This window comes from Mesorhizobium sp. M2A.F.Ca.ET.042.01.1.1 (assembly GCF_003997405.1).
Taxonomy (GTDB): domain Bacteria; phylum Pseudomonadota; class Alphaproteobacteria; order Rhizobiales; family Rhizobiaceae; genus Mesorhizobium.
This window is the reverse complement of record NZ_RZRX01000155.1, coordinates 1-15,057: the sequence shown is the minus strand read 5'-3', so window position 1 is coordinate 15,057 and position 15,057 is coordinate 1. Positions and strand designations below refer to the sequence as shown.

The 15,057-nt window shown below is 64.4% G+C and carries 16 protein-coding genes and 1 pseudogene; 9 read left to right on the top strand and 8 right to left on the bottom strand.

The window, feature by feature from the left end; all coding sequences use genetic code 11:
* From EOA23_RS22015 to EOA23_RS21995, 5 genes and pseudogenes are all read left to right on the top strand, one after another.
* Positions 1 to 224: pseudogene (locus tag EOA23_RS22015) on the top strand (glycerol-3-phosphate dehydrogenase); the annotation flags it as partial.
* 17 nt (positions 225 to 241) lie between these two features.
* Positions 242 to 538 (top strand): YciI-like protein, encoded by a 297-nt coding sequence (locus tag EOA23_RS22010; protein ID WP_127305685.1) that lies wholly within the window; start codon positions 242 to 244, stop codon positions 536 to 538.
* 32 nt (positions 539 to 570) lie between these two features.
* A complete protein-coding gene (locus tag EOA23_RS22005) occupies positions 571 to 996 on the top strand; it encodes an EVE domain-containing protein (protein ID WP_127305684.1) in 426 nt (141 codons plus the stop codon).
* Positions 951 to 1,649: a methyltransferase gene (locus EOA23_RS22000; protein ID WP_189341663.1), complete on the top strand. Its 699-nt coding sequence runs from the start codon at positions 951 to 953 to the stop codon at positions 1,647 to 1,649. Before EOA23_RS22005 ends, EOA23_RS22000 begins: the two co-directional genes overlap by 46 nt.
* Before the next feature lie 50 nt (positions 1,650 to 1,699).
* Positions 1,700 to 2,125: a DUF1761 domain-containing protein gene (locus tag EOA23_RS21995; RefSeq protein ID WP_127250189.1), complete on the top strand. Its 426-nt coding sequence runs from the start codon at positions 1,700 to 1,702 to the stop codon at positions 2,123 to 2,125.
* Between the two features lie 9 nt (positions 2,126 to 2,134).
* Here the strand turns inward: EOA23_RS21995 and gcvA are convergent, their stop codons facing one another.
* Positions 2,135 to 3,055 (bottom strand): transcriptional regulator GcvA, encoded by a 921-nt coding sequence (gene gcvA, locus EOA23_RS21990; protein ID WP_127305682.1) that lies wholly within the window; start codon positions 3,053 to 3,055, stop codon positions 2,135 to 2,137.
* A gap of 131 nt (positions 3,056 to 3,186) precedes the next feature.
* Between gcvA and EOA23_RS21985 the strand changes: the two genes are divergently transcribed.
* Positions 3,187 to 3,438: a hypothetical protein gene (locus EOA23_RS21985; protein ID WP_126063690.1), complete on the top strand. Its 252-nt coding sequence runs from the start codon at positions 3,187 to 3,189 to the stop codon at positions 3,436 to 3,438.
* Positions 3,439 to 3,508: 70 nt separating this feature from the next.
* Here the strand turns inward: EOA23_RS21985 and EOA23_RS21980 are convergent, their stop codons facing one another.
* Positions 3,509 to 4,105 carry a L,D-transpeptidase gene (locus EOA23_RS21980; protein WP_127305688.1) on the bottom strand — a complete coding sequence of 199 codons (597 nt, stop codon included), beginning with the start codon at positions 4,103 to 4,105 and terminating at the stop codon, positions 3,509 to 3,511.
* An 86-nt stretch (positions 4,106 to 4,191) separates the two neighbouring features.
* Here EOA23_RS21980 and EOA23_RS21975 point away from each other — a divergent pair, with 86 nt between their 5' ends.
* A complete protein-coding gene (locus EOA23_RS21975; RefSeq protein WP_040991447.1) occupies positions 4,192 to 4,875 on the top strand; it encodes a response regulator transcription factor in 684 nt (227 codons plus the stop codon).
* Between the two features lie 262 nt (positions 4,876 to 5,137).
* Positions 5,138 to 5,593, top strand: a complete 456-nt coding sequence (locus EOA23_RS21970; RefSeq protein ID WP_127305681.1) for a Crp/Fnr family transcriptional regulator — start codon at positions 5,138 to 5,140, stop codon at positions 5,591 to 5,593.
* Between the two features lie 271 nt (positions 5,594 to 5,864).
* On the opposite strand, the gene xth is transcribed toward EOA23_RS21970, so the two are convergent.
* The 6 genes from xth to tesB form a co-directional block, all read right to left on the bottom strand.
* Entirely contained in the window at positions 5,865 to 6,671 is an 807-nt protein-coding gene (xth, locus tag EOA23_RS21965) for an exodeoxyribonuclease III (protein ID WP_127305687.1), read from the bottom strand.
* 340 nt (positions 6,672 to 7,011) lie between these two features.
* Complete coding sequence (locus EOA23_RS21960; RefSeq protein ID WP_042645542.1) at positions 7,012 to 7,680, bottom strand: outer membrane lipoprotein carrier protein LolA; 669 nt, start codon at positions 7,678 to 7,680, stop codon at positions 7,012 to 7,014.
* A gap of 189 nt (positions 7,681 to 7,869) precedes the next feature.
* Entirely contained in the window at positions 7,870 to 10,545 is a 2,676-nt protein-coding gene (locus EOA23_RS21955) for a DNA translocase FtsK (RefSeq protein WP_127305680.1), read from the bottom strand.
* Positions 10,546 to 11,090: 545 nt separating this feature from the next.
* Complete coding sequence (locus tag EOA23_RS21950) at positions 11,091 to 12,422, bottom strand: ammonium transporter (RefSeq protein WP_189341664.1); 1,332 nt, start codon at positions 12,420 to 12,422, stop codon at positions 11,091 to 11,093.
* Positions 12,423 to 12,471: 49 nt separating this feature from the next.
* A complete protein-coding gene (locus tag EOA23_RS21945) occupies positions 12,472 to 12,810 on the bottom strand; it encodes a P-II family nitrogen regulator (RefSeq protein WP_027169082.1) in 339 nt (112 codons plus the stop codon).
* A gap of 249 nt (positions 12,811 to 13,059) precedes the next feature.
* Entirely contained in the window at positions 13,060 to 13,923 is an 864-nt protein-coding gene (gene tesB / locus EOA23_RS21940; RefSeq protein ID WP_127305679.1) for an acyl-CoA thioesterase II, read from the bottom strand.
* 104 nt (positions 13,924 to 14,027) lie between these two features.
* Here tesB and EOA23_RS21935 point away from each other — a divergent pair.
* The coding region (locus tag EOA23_RS21935) for an FAD-dependent monooxygenase (RefSeq protein ID WP_127305686.1) at positions 14,028 to 15,057 on the top strand (1,030 nt) is incomplete at its 3' end.

Sequence of the window (15,057 nt, the reverse complement as noted above, 5' to 3'; positions counted from 1 at the left end):
ATTTCGCCTATGGCCTGGCGCTCGGCCAGGGCAAGCCGCTTGCAGGCCTGCCGCTGGCCGAAGGCGTGCCGACGGCCGGCATTGCCGCCCGCATCGCCGCCGAGCGAGGCATCGAGGCGCCGATCATCTCGGCCGTCGCCGCCATCCTCGACGGCAAGATCACCATCGGCCAGGCGGTGACCGCGCTGATGACACGCCCGCTCAAGACCGAAACCGACATCTGAACCATCGGAGTTGAAAAATGCTGTTTGCGTTGATTTGCAAGGACAAGCCCGGCAGCCTGCAGCTGCGCGTCGACACCAGGCCGACCCATGTCGCCTTCCTCGAAGGCCTGAACGGCGAGGGAAAGCTGGCCTTCGCCGGTCCCTTCCTCAACGCCGAGGGCAAGCCGGACGGCAGCCTCGTCGTGGTCGAGGCGCCGGACCTGGCTGCGGCGCAGGCGCTGTCGGCGGCCGACCCCTACGCCAAGGCGGGCCTGTTCGAAAGCGTTGAGATTCGTCAGTGGAACTGGACCTTCAACAAGCCGGCGGCTAGCTAATTCAGGTCCGCGCGCCAAGGAGAAATACGAGCATGAACTACTGGCTGTTCAAGTCCGAACCCTCGGTCTTTTCCTTCGAGGCGCTGAAGGCCAAGGGCAAGGCCGGCACGCAGTGGGACGGCGTGCGCAACTACGCCGCCCGCAACAACATGAAGGCGATGCGGATCGGCGATCTCGGCTTCTTCTATCATTCTAATGAGGGGCTGAACATCGTCGGCATCGCCGAGGTCTGCGCGCTGGCGCATCCCGATACGACGACCGACGATCCGCGCTGGGAATGCGTCGACATCCGCGCCTTCAAGGACGTGCCGAAGCCGGTAACGCTGGAACAGGTCAAGGCCAACCCGAAATTGGCCGAGATGGCGCTGGTCCGGCTCGGCCGGCTTTCCGTGCAGCCGGTAACGCCGGCCGAATGGAAAGAGGTCTGCCGCATGGCCGAGCTCAGCCCGGCGCCGTGACCAAGCTCACGCCGAAAAGCGCCAAAAAGTTCATCCTCGACAATACGGCGCTGATGGCGCCGCCGCATGTGCCGGAAGTGCTTTTGCACCTCGCCGACGAGGCGCATGACCTTTGGCTGCGCACCGAGGAGGAGCTGGCCGAGATCGGCCTGCCGCCGCCCTTCTGGGCCTTCGCCTGGGCCGGAGGCCAAGGCCTCGCCCGCTATGTGCTCGACAATCCCGGGACGGTGCGCGGCAGGCGCGTGCTCGACTTCGCCTCCGGCTCAGGCCTCGTTGCCATCGCCGCGATGAAAGCGGGCGCAAAGCAAGTGATCGCCGCCGACATCGATCCGTTCTGCGAGACGGCGATCGCGCTTAACCTCGAAGCCAACGGCGTCGAAGCGCAATTTCTCGGCACGGATTGTGTCGGCACCGACGATGGCTGGGACGTCCTGCTTGTCGGCGACGTCTTCTACGACAAGGCTTTCGCCGACAGGCTGCTGCCCTGGTTGACGAGCCTGAAGGCGCGCGGCGCCGAGATCCTCGTCGGCGATCCCGGCCGCGCCTACCTCCCCAGGACCGGGCTGCAATCGCTTGCCGTCTACCAGGTTCCGGTGACGCGCGTGCTGGAGGATGCCGAGGTCAAGCGCACGACGGTGTGGCGCCTCGCTTGACGCGATTGCCGAACAAGCGTTCCATCGCGTCTCGATCCGGAGGGGAAAGCATGGATTTTTCGGTCGTGAACTGGCTGGCGGTGGTTGTCGCCGCCGTCGTCGCATGGTTGTTCGGCGCAGCCTGGTATATGAGCCTGAGCAAGCCCTGGCTGAAGGCGGCCAAGCTCGACCCGGCCACCATGCAACGCTCGGCCGTTCCCTTCATCGTCAGCTTCGTCGCCGAGCTGGTCATGGCGCTTGTCCTGACATTGGTGGTCGGGGCAATCACCGGCGGCGAGCCGAACCCGGTCGCGGGCTTGCTGTTTGGCTTCGTGCTTTGGCTGGGCTTCATCGCCACCACGCTTGCCGTCAACCACCGCTATGAAGGTTTCGGCTGGGCCCTGACCCTGATCGATGCCGGCCATTGGCTGGGCGTGATGCTGATCATCGGCGCCGTCATCGGCTGGTTCGGCGCGCCGGCCGCGCCGGCAGTCTGACGACAGGTCCTATGTCGGCGTTTTCGCCACCTCATCCAGCAACCATTCGCGAAAGGCGATGACCCGCGCGTCGTCCTTCGCTGCCTCGGGATAGACCAGGAAATAGGCGAATTCCGGCGCGACCTTGATGCCGAGCTCGAAGGGCCGCACCAGGCGCCCTTGCGAAAGATCGTTGGCGACCATGGCGAAGTCGGCCAGCGCCACCGCATTGCCGTCGAGCGCCGCCTGGGTGGCATCGGTCGACGATCCGAACACCAGCGTGCGGCTGTCGTCGAAATCATCGACGCCGGCCGCCTGCATCCACATGCTCCAGTTCGGCCAGGTCACGCCCTGCCGCGACCATTCGATATGCGCGAGCGTGTGGTTGAAAAGGTCGCGCGGCTCCTTCAGCGGCGGACCTGACGCGAGCAGCGCCGGGCTGCACACCGGGATGATGATGTTCTCAAACAGCCGGTGCGCGCGCAGCCCCGGATATTTGCCGGTGCCGAAGCGGATGCCGATATCGACATCGTCACGCTCGAAATCCCTGACGTCGTAGGTGATGTCGAAGCGCAGCTCGATGCCGGGCTTCTGCCGGCGGAAGTCGTCGACCCGGCGCATCAGCCATTTCGTCGCGAACTGCGCGTCGAGCGTCACCTTCAGCAATGCCGTGCCGCGGGTCATCTTGCGGGCGCGGCTGACCGCCCGGCTGAGCAGGTCGAGCGCGTCGATCGACGCGTCGTGCAGGAGGCTGCCCGCCTCGGTCAGCCGGATGGTGCGGCTGGTGCGCGTGAACAGCACCAGGTCGAGCTGATCCTCGATTTCCTTGATCTGGTGGCTGACCGCCGCCGGCGTCAGGCCGAGCTCATCGGCGGCACGGGTGAAATTGAGGTGCCTGGCGGCCGCCTCGAACGTCCTCAGCGCGCGCGTTCCGGGCAGCAGCTTGGACATCCGATCTCCAAATAAAACTTGATAATCAGAAAAGAACTACTCGTTTCCCGTTTGTTTTTCAATCCGGCATCATGGCTCCATCGAAACACCATCAAATCGGATTTGATATCCGGAGAACACGGGATGAAGCCATGTCCGAGATCGCCCTGAAGCCCTGCACCCCCCTGGAATCGCGCTCGAGCCTGACCCTTTGGCTGCGTTCGGCACGCGATTGGCTGCGCCAGGCCCGCGTCGCCGCCACCTTGCCTGGGGAATCCGTCGAAGACCTTTCCGACCGCGACCTGCGCGACGTCGGCGGCCGGCGCCGCGACATCACAAAGGCATTGGACCGCGAGTTCCGAGAGATCGGACTGCTGGGGACAGGTTGGCAGCGTCGTCGCTAAGGCAGTAAGGGAGTAGGGCAGTAGGGAAAAGAACCACCTACTGCCCTACTGCCCTACTGCCCTACTGCCCCTACCTCACCACCCTCACCACCGTCCTATCCGACAATAACGGAAGCAGCCTTGCCATGGTCCGCGCCGTCACCGCCACGCAGCCCTGGGTCGGCGTGAAGCCCGGCCGCGCCAGATGGAAGAAGATCGCGCTGCCGCGCCCGCGCAAGCGCGGCGCGATGTTCCAGTCGAGCACCAGGCAGACATCGTAGAGCCGGTCGTCGCGTTTCATCCGTTCATGGCTCGCGCCATAGGGGATCTTCACCGGCCGATTGTAGTTGCGGTCGTCCGGCACCTCGCACCAGCCGAGATCCAGACCGATCGGCGCCATCGGCAGCCTCGTCCTGCGCCCGCCCGCGAAATGATCGCCCCGGAAATAGCCTGACAGGATGCGCATCGTCGCCAGCGGCGTCGCGCCATCTCCTTCATGCTTGTTGGCGGTAATGCCGCTGCGCCCCAGGGCGCAGGGAAACACCGTTTTGCCGGCTTGCAGGAAGCCTTGCGCGCGGTTGCCGGGGCGCGCGCGCACCACCAAAACGCGCAAGCCTTTCGGCAAAAATGCGCCCGCCTCATTGCGCGCGCGTTTTTTCTTGTATGATCGTGCCACGGAACAAATCACTGTGATCGGCTGTTGCGCCGGTGAGCTTCCGCATAAATGGGGGGAGGTCAACTGAATATTCTTTTTAAAACAACGGATTGATATCCATGACATCACGCACCATCCTGATCGTCGATGACGACGACGACCTGCGCGCCACTCTGGTCGAGCAGCTGGCGCTTTACGAGGAATTCGACGTCCAGCAGGAATCGACCGCCGCAAAAGGCGTTGCCGCTGCGCGCGGCGGCGTCGTCGACCTGCTCATCATGGATGTCGGCCTGCCCGACATGGACGGCCGCGAGGCGGTGAAAATTCTGCGCAAGGGCGGCTACAAGGCGCCGATCATCATGCTGACCGGCCACGACACCGATTCCGATACGATTCTGGGCCTCGAGGCCGGCGCCAACGATTATGTGACCAAGCCCTTCCGCTTCGCAGTGCTGTTGGCCCGCATCCGCGCCCAGCTTCGCCAGCACGAGCAGAGCGAGGACGCCACCTTCTCGGTCGGACCCTACACATTCAAGCCCAGCCAGAAGCTCTTGATCGATCCGCGCGGCGCCAAGGTGCGGCTGACCGAGAAGGAAGCCTCGATCATCAAATATCTCTACCGCGCCGACCAGAAGGTGGTGACGCGCGACGTGCTCTTGGAAGAGGTCTGGGGCTACAATTCCGGCGTCACCACGCACACGCTGGAGACCCATGTCTACCGGTTGCGCCAGAAGATCGAGCGCGATCCTTCCAATGCCGAAATTCTTGTGACAGAAAGCGGCGGCTACAAGCTGGTTCCTTAAACATTTCATGATCTAGCCAATTCCAGGAAAAGTAAGAAACGGTTGGGCTTGGCGGCTTCGCCGTAGCCTTCCGTCCGGAATTGGGCCAAAAGAGATAGAGCGGTCGGGCGGGACCGCTTCGGGTCCGATCCTGGTGCTGGAGGGTGATGGATCGGCTCGTTGCAAGCATCGCACGATGCATGGTGGAGCGCTTCTCGCGCGCCCAGGAGGGCGCGCCGCTCCAAAGGAGGGACTGGACTGGCCGCTCGGGGACACAGCTAGGATGGCGCTGGATGACGACATCCGCATCCTGTCCGGTGTGAAGCTTTTCCAGGGCTTCACCCAGGAACAGTTGCGCCTGCTCGCCTTCGGCGCCGAGACCACCATGCTGCAGGCCGACCATAAGCTCTACCGCGAGGATGATGTCGCCGATTCTGCCTACATCGTGGTCAGCGGCCTGATCACGCTCTATCGGGAGCTAGGGGGTGAACGCGTCCCGATCGGCACCGCGGGTCCGGGCATCATGCTGAGCGAGCTGGCGCTGATCGCCGACACCAACCGGCTGACCAGCGCCTCCGCAGCGGTCGATTCGGAAGTGATCCGGCTGAGCCGCAAGATGTTCCACCGAATCCTCGAAGAATATCCGGAGATCGCGGTTCTGTTGCATGAGCGCATCCTGGAGGAATTCCAGCAGATGATCGCCCGCATCGAGGAACTGGCGCCGCGCTTCACGGGGTAGCGATAAGGCGTCGGCAAGAGAGCGCCTTCGTCATTCCAGGGCGGAGCAAGGAGCGAAGCGACGCGCGCAGACCCTGGAATCCATGCCGTAACGTTAAGGCGTTGCCGCGTTGCAGAATGAAGGTTTTTCTTGCTGCCGCCGACCCGTCTCTGTTCTGCATCGTTGCATCGTTCGACACAGGCAACGGAATGGATCCTAGGGTCTGCGCGCCGCTACGCGTCGCTCCGCCCTAGGATGACGAACCTGAGAGACAGGCGCCCCACCGTCGTCGTTAATCCAAATCGAATCGCGCAATCACCGGTACATGGTCGGACGGCTTCTCCCAGCCGCGCGCCGCCTGCAGGATCTCGTAGCCTTTGAAATCCGGCACCAGGTTGGCGGAGGACCAGACATGGTCGAGGCGGCGGCCGCGGTTCGACGCCTCCCAGTCTTTCGCACGATAGCTCCACCAAGTGTAGAGCTTCTGCTCGGCCGGCACGTCGAGCCGCATCAGGTCGACCCAGCCGCCGGCCTTGCGCATCGCCTCGAAATTTGTCGTCTCGACGGGCGTATGGCTGACCACGTTGAGCAACTGCTTGTGCGACCAGACGTCGTGCTCCTGCGGCGCGATGTTCAGGTCGCCGACCAGGATCGACGCAGATAGCGCGTCGCCGCTCGCCGGTACGGAGTTCATCTCGTAGACGAAGTCGAGCTTGTGCCGGAATTTGCGGTTGATCTCCGGATCCGGCTCGTCGCCGCCGGCCGGCACATAGAAATTATGCACCAGCACCGATTTGCCGCCCGCCTGGACCCTGACCGACAGATGCCGGCTGTCGTCGATCTCGCAGAAGCGCCGCTTCTCAACCAGCTCGATCGGCCGGCGCGCGACGGTGGCGACGCCGTGGTAGCCCTTCTGGCCGTGAAACAGGATGTGCTCGTAGCCCGCCTTGCGGAATGCCTTCTCCGGGAAGAGCTCGTCCGGCACCTTGGTCTCCTGCAGGCAGAGCACATCCGGCGCGTGCTCCTTCAGCAGCCGCTCGACGATCGGCATGCGCAGGCGCACGGAGTTGATGTTCCAGGTGGCGATGGTGAAAGGCATGCGGCGGGTCCGGCAAAAGATCGCCGAGTACTGCCAGTGAGCGCGGACGAAGACAAGCCGAACCATGTCGCAAGCCTTCGAGATTGGCCAAAGCCTTCTGAACTTCGTCATTCCAGGGCGGAGCAAGGAGCGAAGCGACGCGCGCAGACCCTGGAATCCATGCAGTGACGTGCGAGCGCTGCAACGGTGCAGACCTCGACACCGAACGCCGGCACAGGACGATGTTCTTCTGCACCGCATCGTTCTTTGGCAAGCGCAACGGCATGGATCCCAGGGTCTGCGCTCCGCTTCGCGCGCCCTAGGATGACGAAGGCTTTGGACCGGCGCGCTAGATTGGAAGTCAGCGCGTCTTCGTGTTCAGCTCGCGGTTCGCCGTATAATCGATCGCAAACGTGTCGGCCGGGAAGCTGACGCCTTCCTTGGTGTTGAAGATCATCACCGTCGTGTCCTTGCCTTGCGCGTCGGTGATCGTCCACTGGCGCAGATCATAGGTCTTCGGGTCGAACATCATGGTGATCATGGCATTGCCGAAGACCGACTTGTCGGAAAGCTTGATGGTCGTGAGGTCGTCCTCTTCCTTGACGGCCTTGACGCGCCCGCCGGAGAGATCGATCCGGTCGTCGAGCAGCAATTTCAGCGGCGTCTTCGACAGCGGGTAGAGGTCGGAAGTGTTGAGCTTCTTGTTCAGGATCACCACCGACTTGCCGTCGGAGATGACGCGGAAGTTCGAAGAGCCGTCATAGTTGAAGCGGATCTTGCCCGGACGCTCCAGGAAGAACTTGCCGCCGGTCTGCTCGCCCTTCGGGCCGAACTGGACGAACTCGCCGCTCATCGACTTAACCGAGGAGAAATGGTCGGCGATCTTCTGCGCCGCCGGCGGCACCGCCGCCTGCGCTGCCGCCACGAGCTGGTAGCCGGGCACAAGGTTGAGAGCGGCGGCTCCGCCAAGCATCAAGCCGAGGCCGAGGAGCTGGCGGCGGGTGATGGCGAATTCGGTCTGGGTGTTCATGCCGGTCACTTCCTGTGATTCGTGTCGTGGCAGTATCTGGACTCCCACTAGGGCCTAAGTTTGGCGGGTGCGCGACAACATCGCACAAACGCGCCAGACGATTTCCGGTTGCCTGCTGACCCTACCTCTAGTCGGGCCAAGGTTGCCAACATTCAGGTCAGGCTGGCCTGACCTGAATGTCGGCAAATCCTAGAACTTGTCGTCCTCGGTCGGCACCAAAATCTCGCGTTTGCCGGCATGGTTGGCCGGACCGACAATGCCTTCCTTCTCCATCTTCTCGATGATCGAGGCGGCGCGGTTGTAGCCGATGCCGAGCCGCCGCTGTATGTAGCTGGTCGAAGCCTTGCCGTCGCGCAGCACCACCGCCACCGCCTGGTCGTAGGGATCGTCGGAATCCTCGAAATTGCCGCCGCCACCGCCGCCGGAACCACCCTTGCCGGACGGGCCGTCCTCGTCCTCTTCCTCGTCGTCCTCGGTGATGGCGTCGAGATATTCCGGCACGCCCTGCAGTTTCAGATGCGCGACGATCCGCTCGACCTCGTCGTCCGAGACGAACGGACCGTGGACGCGCTGGATGCGCCCGCCGCCGGCCATGTAGAGCATGTCGCCCATGCCGAGCAGCTGCTCGGCGCCCTGCTCGCCAAGGATGGTGCGGCTGTCGATCTTCGACGTCACCTGGAAGGAGATGCGGGTCGGGAAATTCGCCTTGATGGTGCCGGTGATGACGTCGACCGAGGGACGTTGCGTTGCCATGATGACATGGATGCCGGCGGCGCGCGCCATCTGCGCCAGGCGCTGCACCGCGCCTTCGATATCCTTGCCGGCCACCATCATCAGGTCGGCCATCTCGTCGATGATGACCACGATATAGGGCATCGGCTCGAGATCGAGGTTCTCGGTCTCGTAGATCGCCTCGCCGGTCTGGCGGTCGAAGCCCGTCTGCACCGTGCGCGAGATTTTTTCGCCCTTCTTCTCCGCCTGTTGCACGCGTGCGTTGAAGCCGTCGATGTTGCGCACGCCGACCTTGGACATCTTGCGGTAACGGTCCTCCATCTCGCGCACGGTCCATTTCAGCGCCACGACCGCCTTCTTCGGATCGGTGACGACCGGCGTCAAAAGATGAGGAATGCCGTCATAGACGGAGAGCTCGAGCATCTTCGGATCGATCATGATCAGCCGGCATTCCTGCGGCGTCAGCCGGTAGAGCAGCGACAGGATCATCGTGTTGATGGCGACCGACTTGCCGGAGCCGGTGGTGCCGGCGACCAGCACATGCGGCATCTTGGCGATGTCGACGATGACCGCCTCGCCGTTGATCGTCTTACCGAGCGCCAGCGCCAGCTTCGCTTTGGTCGTCTCGAAGTCGCGGCTGGCCATGATCTCTCTGAGATAGACCGTCTCGCGCTTGGCATTGGGCAGCTCGATGCCGATGGCGTTGCGGCCGGGCACGACCGCGACACGGCATGCGATCGCGCTCATCGAGCGGGCGATGTCATCGGACAGGCCGATGACGCGCGACGACTTGATGCCGGGCGCCGGCTCCAGCTCGTAGAGCGTGACGACCGGACCGGGGCGGACATGGATGATCTCGCCCTTGACGCCGAAATCCTCCAGCACGCCTTCGAGAAGCCGCGCGTTCTGCTCCAGCGCGTCCTTCGACAGGCTTGGATCCTTGGCGACGTTCTTCGGCTCGGAGAGGAAATGCAGCGACGGCATCTCGAACGTGTCGGAGCCGATCAGCGAGGTCTGCGCCTCGCGCTGCACACGGGCGCCCGGCACCGGCCGCGCCGCCGGCGCCGCGACACGGGTCGCGGCATCGGAGCGGAAATTCTGCACCTTGGCGTGCGCGCCGCGCCGCTGGGCAGGCGCCTCGTCGTCGAAGTCGTCGAGATCGACGTCTTCGTCGTGCTCGTCGTCGAAAATATCCTGGTCGGCCGGATCGACCGAAACGCTGCGGTCATTGACCATGGCGGCGAAAAATTCCGGTTCGACGCGGGCGCGCCCGCCCGGGCTCACCCGGCTTTCGGCGAATTCGGCCGACTCGACGCGCTCGGCGGCGCGCCGCCAGGCGCTGGATTTGGGCTGCACCGGCGGCTCGAACTCGTCGCGCTCTTGCCTGCGGCGTGCGGCGCGGCGATGCAGGAAGGCGCGGAACGACAGCCACCAATGGGTGAGGGCGCCGAGCGCCAGGATACCCTCATCGCCCTCGTCTTCATCCTCGTCGAACAGCATCTCGTCCTGCTCGCGCGGATCGGGCGCGGCAGCGCGCTCCATGACGGCGAAGCCGTTCTTGCGCGCGATCAGCGCCGAGCCATAGGCAAACAGCCACAACATCGGCGCGGCGAGGACGACCGCGATGATCGTCGCGAAAAGCCCTTTCGGATAGCCGCCGACCGCAATGCCGGGGATCTTCAGCACCATGTCGCCGAAGACGCCACCAAGTCCGGTCGGCAGCGGCCAGGTGTTGGGCGGCGTCACGCAACCTGCGATGGCCGCGGCCAGGAGCGCAAAGCCGAACCAGGCGAAGCCGCGCTTCGGCAATTTGTCAACGCCGCGCGCGGTGAAAAGCAGAAAGCCCCAGACAACCGCCGGCACCAGCCCGGCGACGGCGGCAAGGCCGAAGAACTGCATGGCAAGGTCAGAGAACACCGCACCGGCATAACCCATGGCGTTGGTGACGACGTTGCTGGTGGCGTGCGAGAAGCTCGGGTCGGCAACGTTCCACGTGGCCAAAGCCGCGATGCCGAAGGCGGTGAACAGGAACAGCCCGGCGCCGGCCAGCCGTCCGACCTGGCGCCGCGCGAATGCCTGGATGCCGTGCCCCGTATCGGTCAGCGCGAGCGGTGCTGAGGCGCCTGAACGCATGCTCTTCCCCGTGATCGTTGCCTGGCCGGGCGCATGGCGCATTCCGGCAGATTCGAACGCCAGACTATCGGGGGGAAGGTTAAGGCCGCATTAACCATGGACCTTTACCGGAGATGGCGCGGAAACGACGGTGGCGAGCCGCGAAGCCCGCCACCTTTTTGCTTGAAACGCCGGAACGAACAGGCCTTTTCGGACCTGACCTCGAGTGTCACTTGTTGGCGCCGCCATACGCCATCAGATTGGCGCAGAATTCGGCGTGAGGCTTGCTCATCGCCGCGTCCTGGCACTCCTTCATCATCTTGTCCTGCTTGTCCTTCGGCGTCGCCGCCCAGGCCGCCTTGAAGTCGGCTTCGGGCTTTGGACAAAAAAGGAGGCCCGGAAGGGTGTTCCGGGCCTCAAGGCGTGAGCCCCTTTCGAGACATCACGACGGGATCTTGGGAGGAATTCCGGGCCGGCGGGAGGAGGATCCGCCGGCCCTCGGGGGCAATTCCAGGAAAAGTGTGAAACCCTCCGGAATTGCGCCCATGTAAAGGGCAAAGGCAGCCTTACGGCACCACCTCGCCGTGCTGGGTGACGTCGAGACCTTCGACCTCTTCCTGGGTCGACGGACGCAGGCCTACCAGCGCCTTGACGATGTAGAGGATCACGAAGGTGGCGATCGCCGTCCACAGGATGGTGAAGACAATGCCGTAGAGCTGCTTGCCGACAGAGGCGTCCTTGCCGAGCGCGTTGATCGTCGGATCGGCGAGCGCGCCGGTGAGCAGCGCGCCGACGATGCCGCCAACGCCGTGCACGCCGAAGGCATCGAGCGAGTCGTCATAGCCGAACGCGTGCTTGAGCTTGACCGCCGAGATGTAGCAGATGACGCCGGCGAGGATGCCGACGACGAAGGCGCCGGTCGGGTTGACGAAGCCGGAAGCCGGCGTCACCGCCACGAGGCCGGCGACGGCGCCCGAGATGATGCCGAGCACCGAAGGCTTCTTGGCGACGATCCATTCGGCGAACATCCAGGCGAGCGCCGCAGCGGCGGTGGCAACCTGCGTGTTCATCATCGCGGCGCCGGCAAGGCCGTCAGCCGCCAGTTCCGAACCGGCGTTGAAGCCGAACCAGCCGACCCACAGCAGCGAGGCGCCGATGACCGAATAGACGAGATTATGCGGCGCCATGTTGGTGGTGCCGTAGCCTTCGCGCTTGCCCAGCACCAGCGCGCAGACCAGACCCGCGACACCGGCGTTGATGTGGACCACGGTGCCGCCGGCGAAGTCGAGCACGCCGGCCGAGCCGAGGAAGCCGCCGCCCCACACCCAGTGCGCGATCGGCGCGTAGACGAACACCAGCCACAGGCCCATGAAGATCAGCAGCGCCGAGAATTTCATGCGCTCGGCGAAGGCGCCGGCGATCAGCGCCGGCGTGATGATGGCGAAGGTCAACTGGAACATCGAGAAGACGAATTCGGGAATATTCGCCACGCCCGGCAGCCAGAGCGTCGAGACGGTGATGCCGTGGTGGAAGAACCGCGAGAAGCCGCCGACATAGCTGTTCAGGCTGGCGGATTCGTTGGTGGTGAAGGCGAGCGAATAGCCGAACATGAACCACAGCACCGTCACCAGGCAGGTGATGGCGAAGCTCTGCATGATGGTGGCGAGCACGTTCTTCTTGCGCACCATGCCGCCGTAGAACAGCGCCAGGCCCGGAATGGTCATCATCAGCACCAGCGCCGTCGAGGTCAGCATCCAGGCGGTATTGCCGGTGTCGAGAACCGGGGTCGGAGCGGCGGGTGCCGCAGGCGCCGCCGGAGCGGCCTCCTGCGCGAAGGCGGCGGCAGTGCTCAGCGCTACGAGAGCGAGCGAAGCGGCCGCGCGTCCCGTCGTCTTCAAGGTGGAAGGAATATTCATTTAACTCTCCGTTGGAATGGATGGTCGCCGCTCAGAGCGCGTCGGTGTCTGTTTCGCCGGTACGGATGCGCACCGCCTGGTCGATGCCGAAGACGAAGATCTTGCCGTCGCCGATCTGGCCGGTCTTGGCGGCCGAGGTGATGGCTTCGACGGCCTTGTCGACCATGTCGGCGCCGACCGCGACCTCGATCTTGATCTTGGGGAGGAAGCTGACCGCGTACTCCGCGCCGCGATAGATTTCCGTGTGCCCCTTCTGACGCCCGTAGCCTTTAACTTCGGTGACGGTCAGGCCCTGGATGCCGACGGCGGTGAGCGCTTCGCGCACCTCGTCGAGCTTGAACGGCTTGATGATTGCCATCACGATTTTCATAAGGTTTCACCCTTTGCTGTTGCGGTCCCCCGCGTTTGCACACCTACACCGATCCCGAGGAGAGCCGGAGAGTGCCCGACAGGATTCAAGCTCCGTGCCAATTGCCGAAGCAGGGCGTTAACCTGTTGTAAACAAAGGGGCTGAGCGGCCTGCGCACATCATTTGTGCGCAGTCGCATCGGGTGTCGTGATCAAAAAATAGGCAAAATTTCAAAAATGCCTGCTTGGCAGGCATCAACCGGAAGCCGGCTCAGCGCTTGAGTCGGATCAGGCCCTCCTGGGCGACCGAAGCGATGAGCGTTCCATCCCGCGCGAACAGCGAACCGCGGGTGAAGCCGCGCGACCCTTGCGTCGACGGGCTGTCCTGGTTGTAGAGGATCCAGTCGTCCAGCGAGTGGCTGCGGTGGAACCACATGGCATGGTCGAGGCTGGCCGCCTGGATGTCGCGGTCGAAGATGGCGCGGCCATGCGCGAAGGTCGAGGTGTCGAGCAACGTCATGTCGGAGAGGTAGGCGAGCACGGCCGCCTGTATCGCACGGTTTTCGGGCACCGGGCCGGTGGTGCGGATCCAGATGTTCTGCTGCGGCTCCAGCTTTTCGCGGCTCGTATAGTGCTTCAGCATTACCGGCTTCATCTCGATCGGCCGGTCGCGATCCCAGTAGCGCCTGATGCCTTCCGGCACCGCTTGCCCGAATTTGCCGAGCAGCTCGCGCTGGGACAGCAGCGTGTCGGGCGCCGGCACGTCGCGCGGCATCGGCATCTGGTGCTCAAGGCCAATCTCGTCCTGCTGGAACGAGGCCTCCAGCGAGAAGATCGCCTGGCCATGCTGGATCGCCACGACCCGGCGCGTGGTGAAGGAGCCGCCGTCGCGGATGCGGTCGACCTCGTAGACGATCGGCAGCTTGGTGTCGCCGGGCCGCATGAAATAGCCGTGCAGCGAATGCACATGGCGCTCCGGTTCCACGGTGCGCTGCGCGGCGACCAGCGCCTGGGCGATGGTCTGGCCGCCGAAGACGCGCTGCCAGTCGACCTTCGGGCTGCGACCACGATACAGATTGTGTTCGAGCTGCTCGAGGTCGAGAATGTCGAGAAGCTCGTCCATGGCCGCCGTCATGTCTGAAATCCTTCAAGGGATGCGCCATGGCCGGTTTCGGACAGGATGTGCGGCCAGTCAAGGCCGCAAGCGGCGGCGCGACGAAGCCGCGAAAGGATGATGCCATGGTCGACCGCAAGCCGGATGGAGCAAAGGCCGATGCGAACCGCGAAGCGCCGCTCGACGTGCTCATCGCCGGGGCGGCCTATGTCGGCCTCACCGCGGCCGTGTCGCTGAAGCAGGCGCGGCCGAGCCTCGCCATCGCCGTCGTCGACGCCGCGCCTGCGGGCGTCTGGCAGCGGGACGGCCGCGCCTCGGCCATCGCCGCGGCCGCCAGCCGCATGCTGGAGCAGCTCGGCGTCTGGGACGAGATCGCGCCGGAGGCGCAGGCGATCACCGAAATGATCATCACCGATTCGCGCGCCGCCGACCCGGTGCGCCCGGTGTTCCTGACCTTCGACGGCGAGGTGGCGCCGGGCGAGCCTTTCGCCCACATGGTCGCCAACCGTGACTTGAACGGCGCGCTGCGCCGCCGCGCCGAAAAGCTCGGCATCGATATCATCGAAGGCGTCGCGGTCAGCGCCTTCGACGTCAACGGCGCCGGCATCACAGTGCATCTGGCCGACGGCGCGGCGATGAAGGCGCGGCTGCTGATTGCCGCCGACGGCGTCAACTCCAGGCTGCGCGACCTGGCCGGCATCAAGACCGTCAAATGGGAATACGGCCAGTCCGGCATCGTCTGCACGGTGGCGCATGAGCGCCCGCACAACGGCCGCGCCGAGGAGCATTTCCTGCCAGCCGGCCCCTTCGCGACACTGCCGCTGAAGCCGGACAAGGACGGAACCAACCGCTCGTCGATCGTCTGGGTGGAGCGCACGCAAGATGCGAGGGCTCTGGTCGAGGGCGACGAGTTCGTCTTCGAGCACGATCTGGAGCAGCGCTTCGGCCTGAAGCTCGGCGAAATAAGGGTCGTCGACAAGCCGCGCGCCTGGCCGCTCGGACTGACGCTGGCCCGCGCCTTCGTCGCGCCGCGCATCGCGCTCGCCGGCGACGCCGCGCATGGCATCCACCCGATCGCCGGTCAGGGTCTCAATCTCGGCTTCAAGGATGTCGCCGCGCTCGCTGAAGTCATCGTCGAGGCTGACCGTCTAGGCC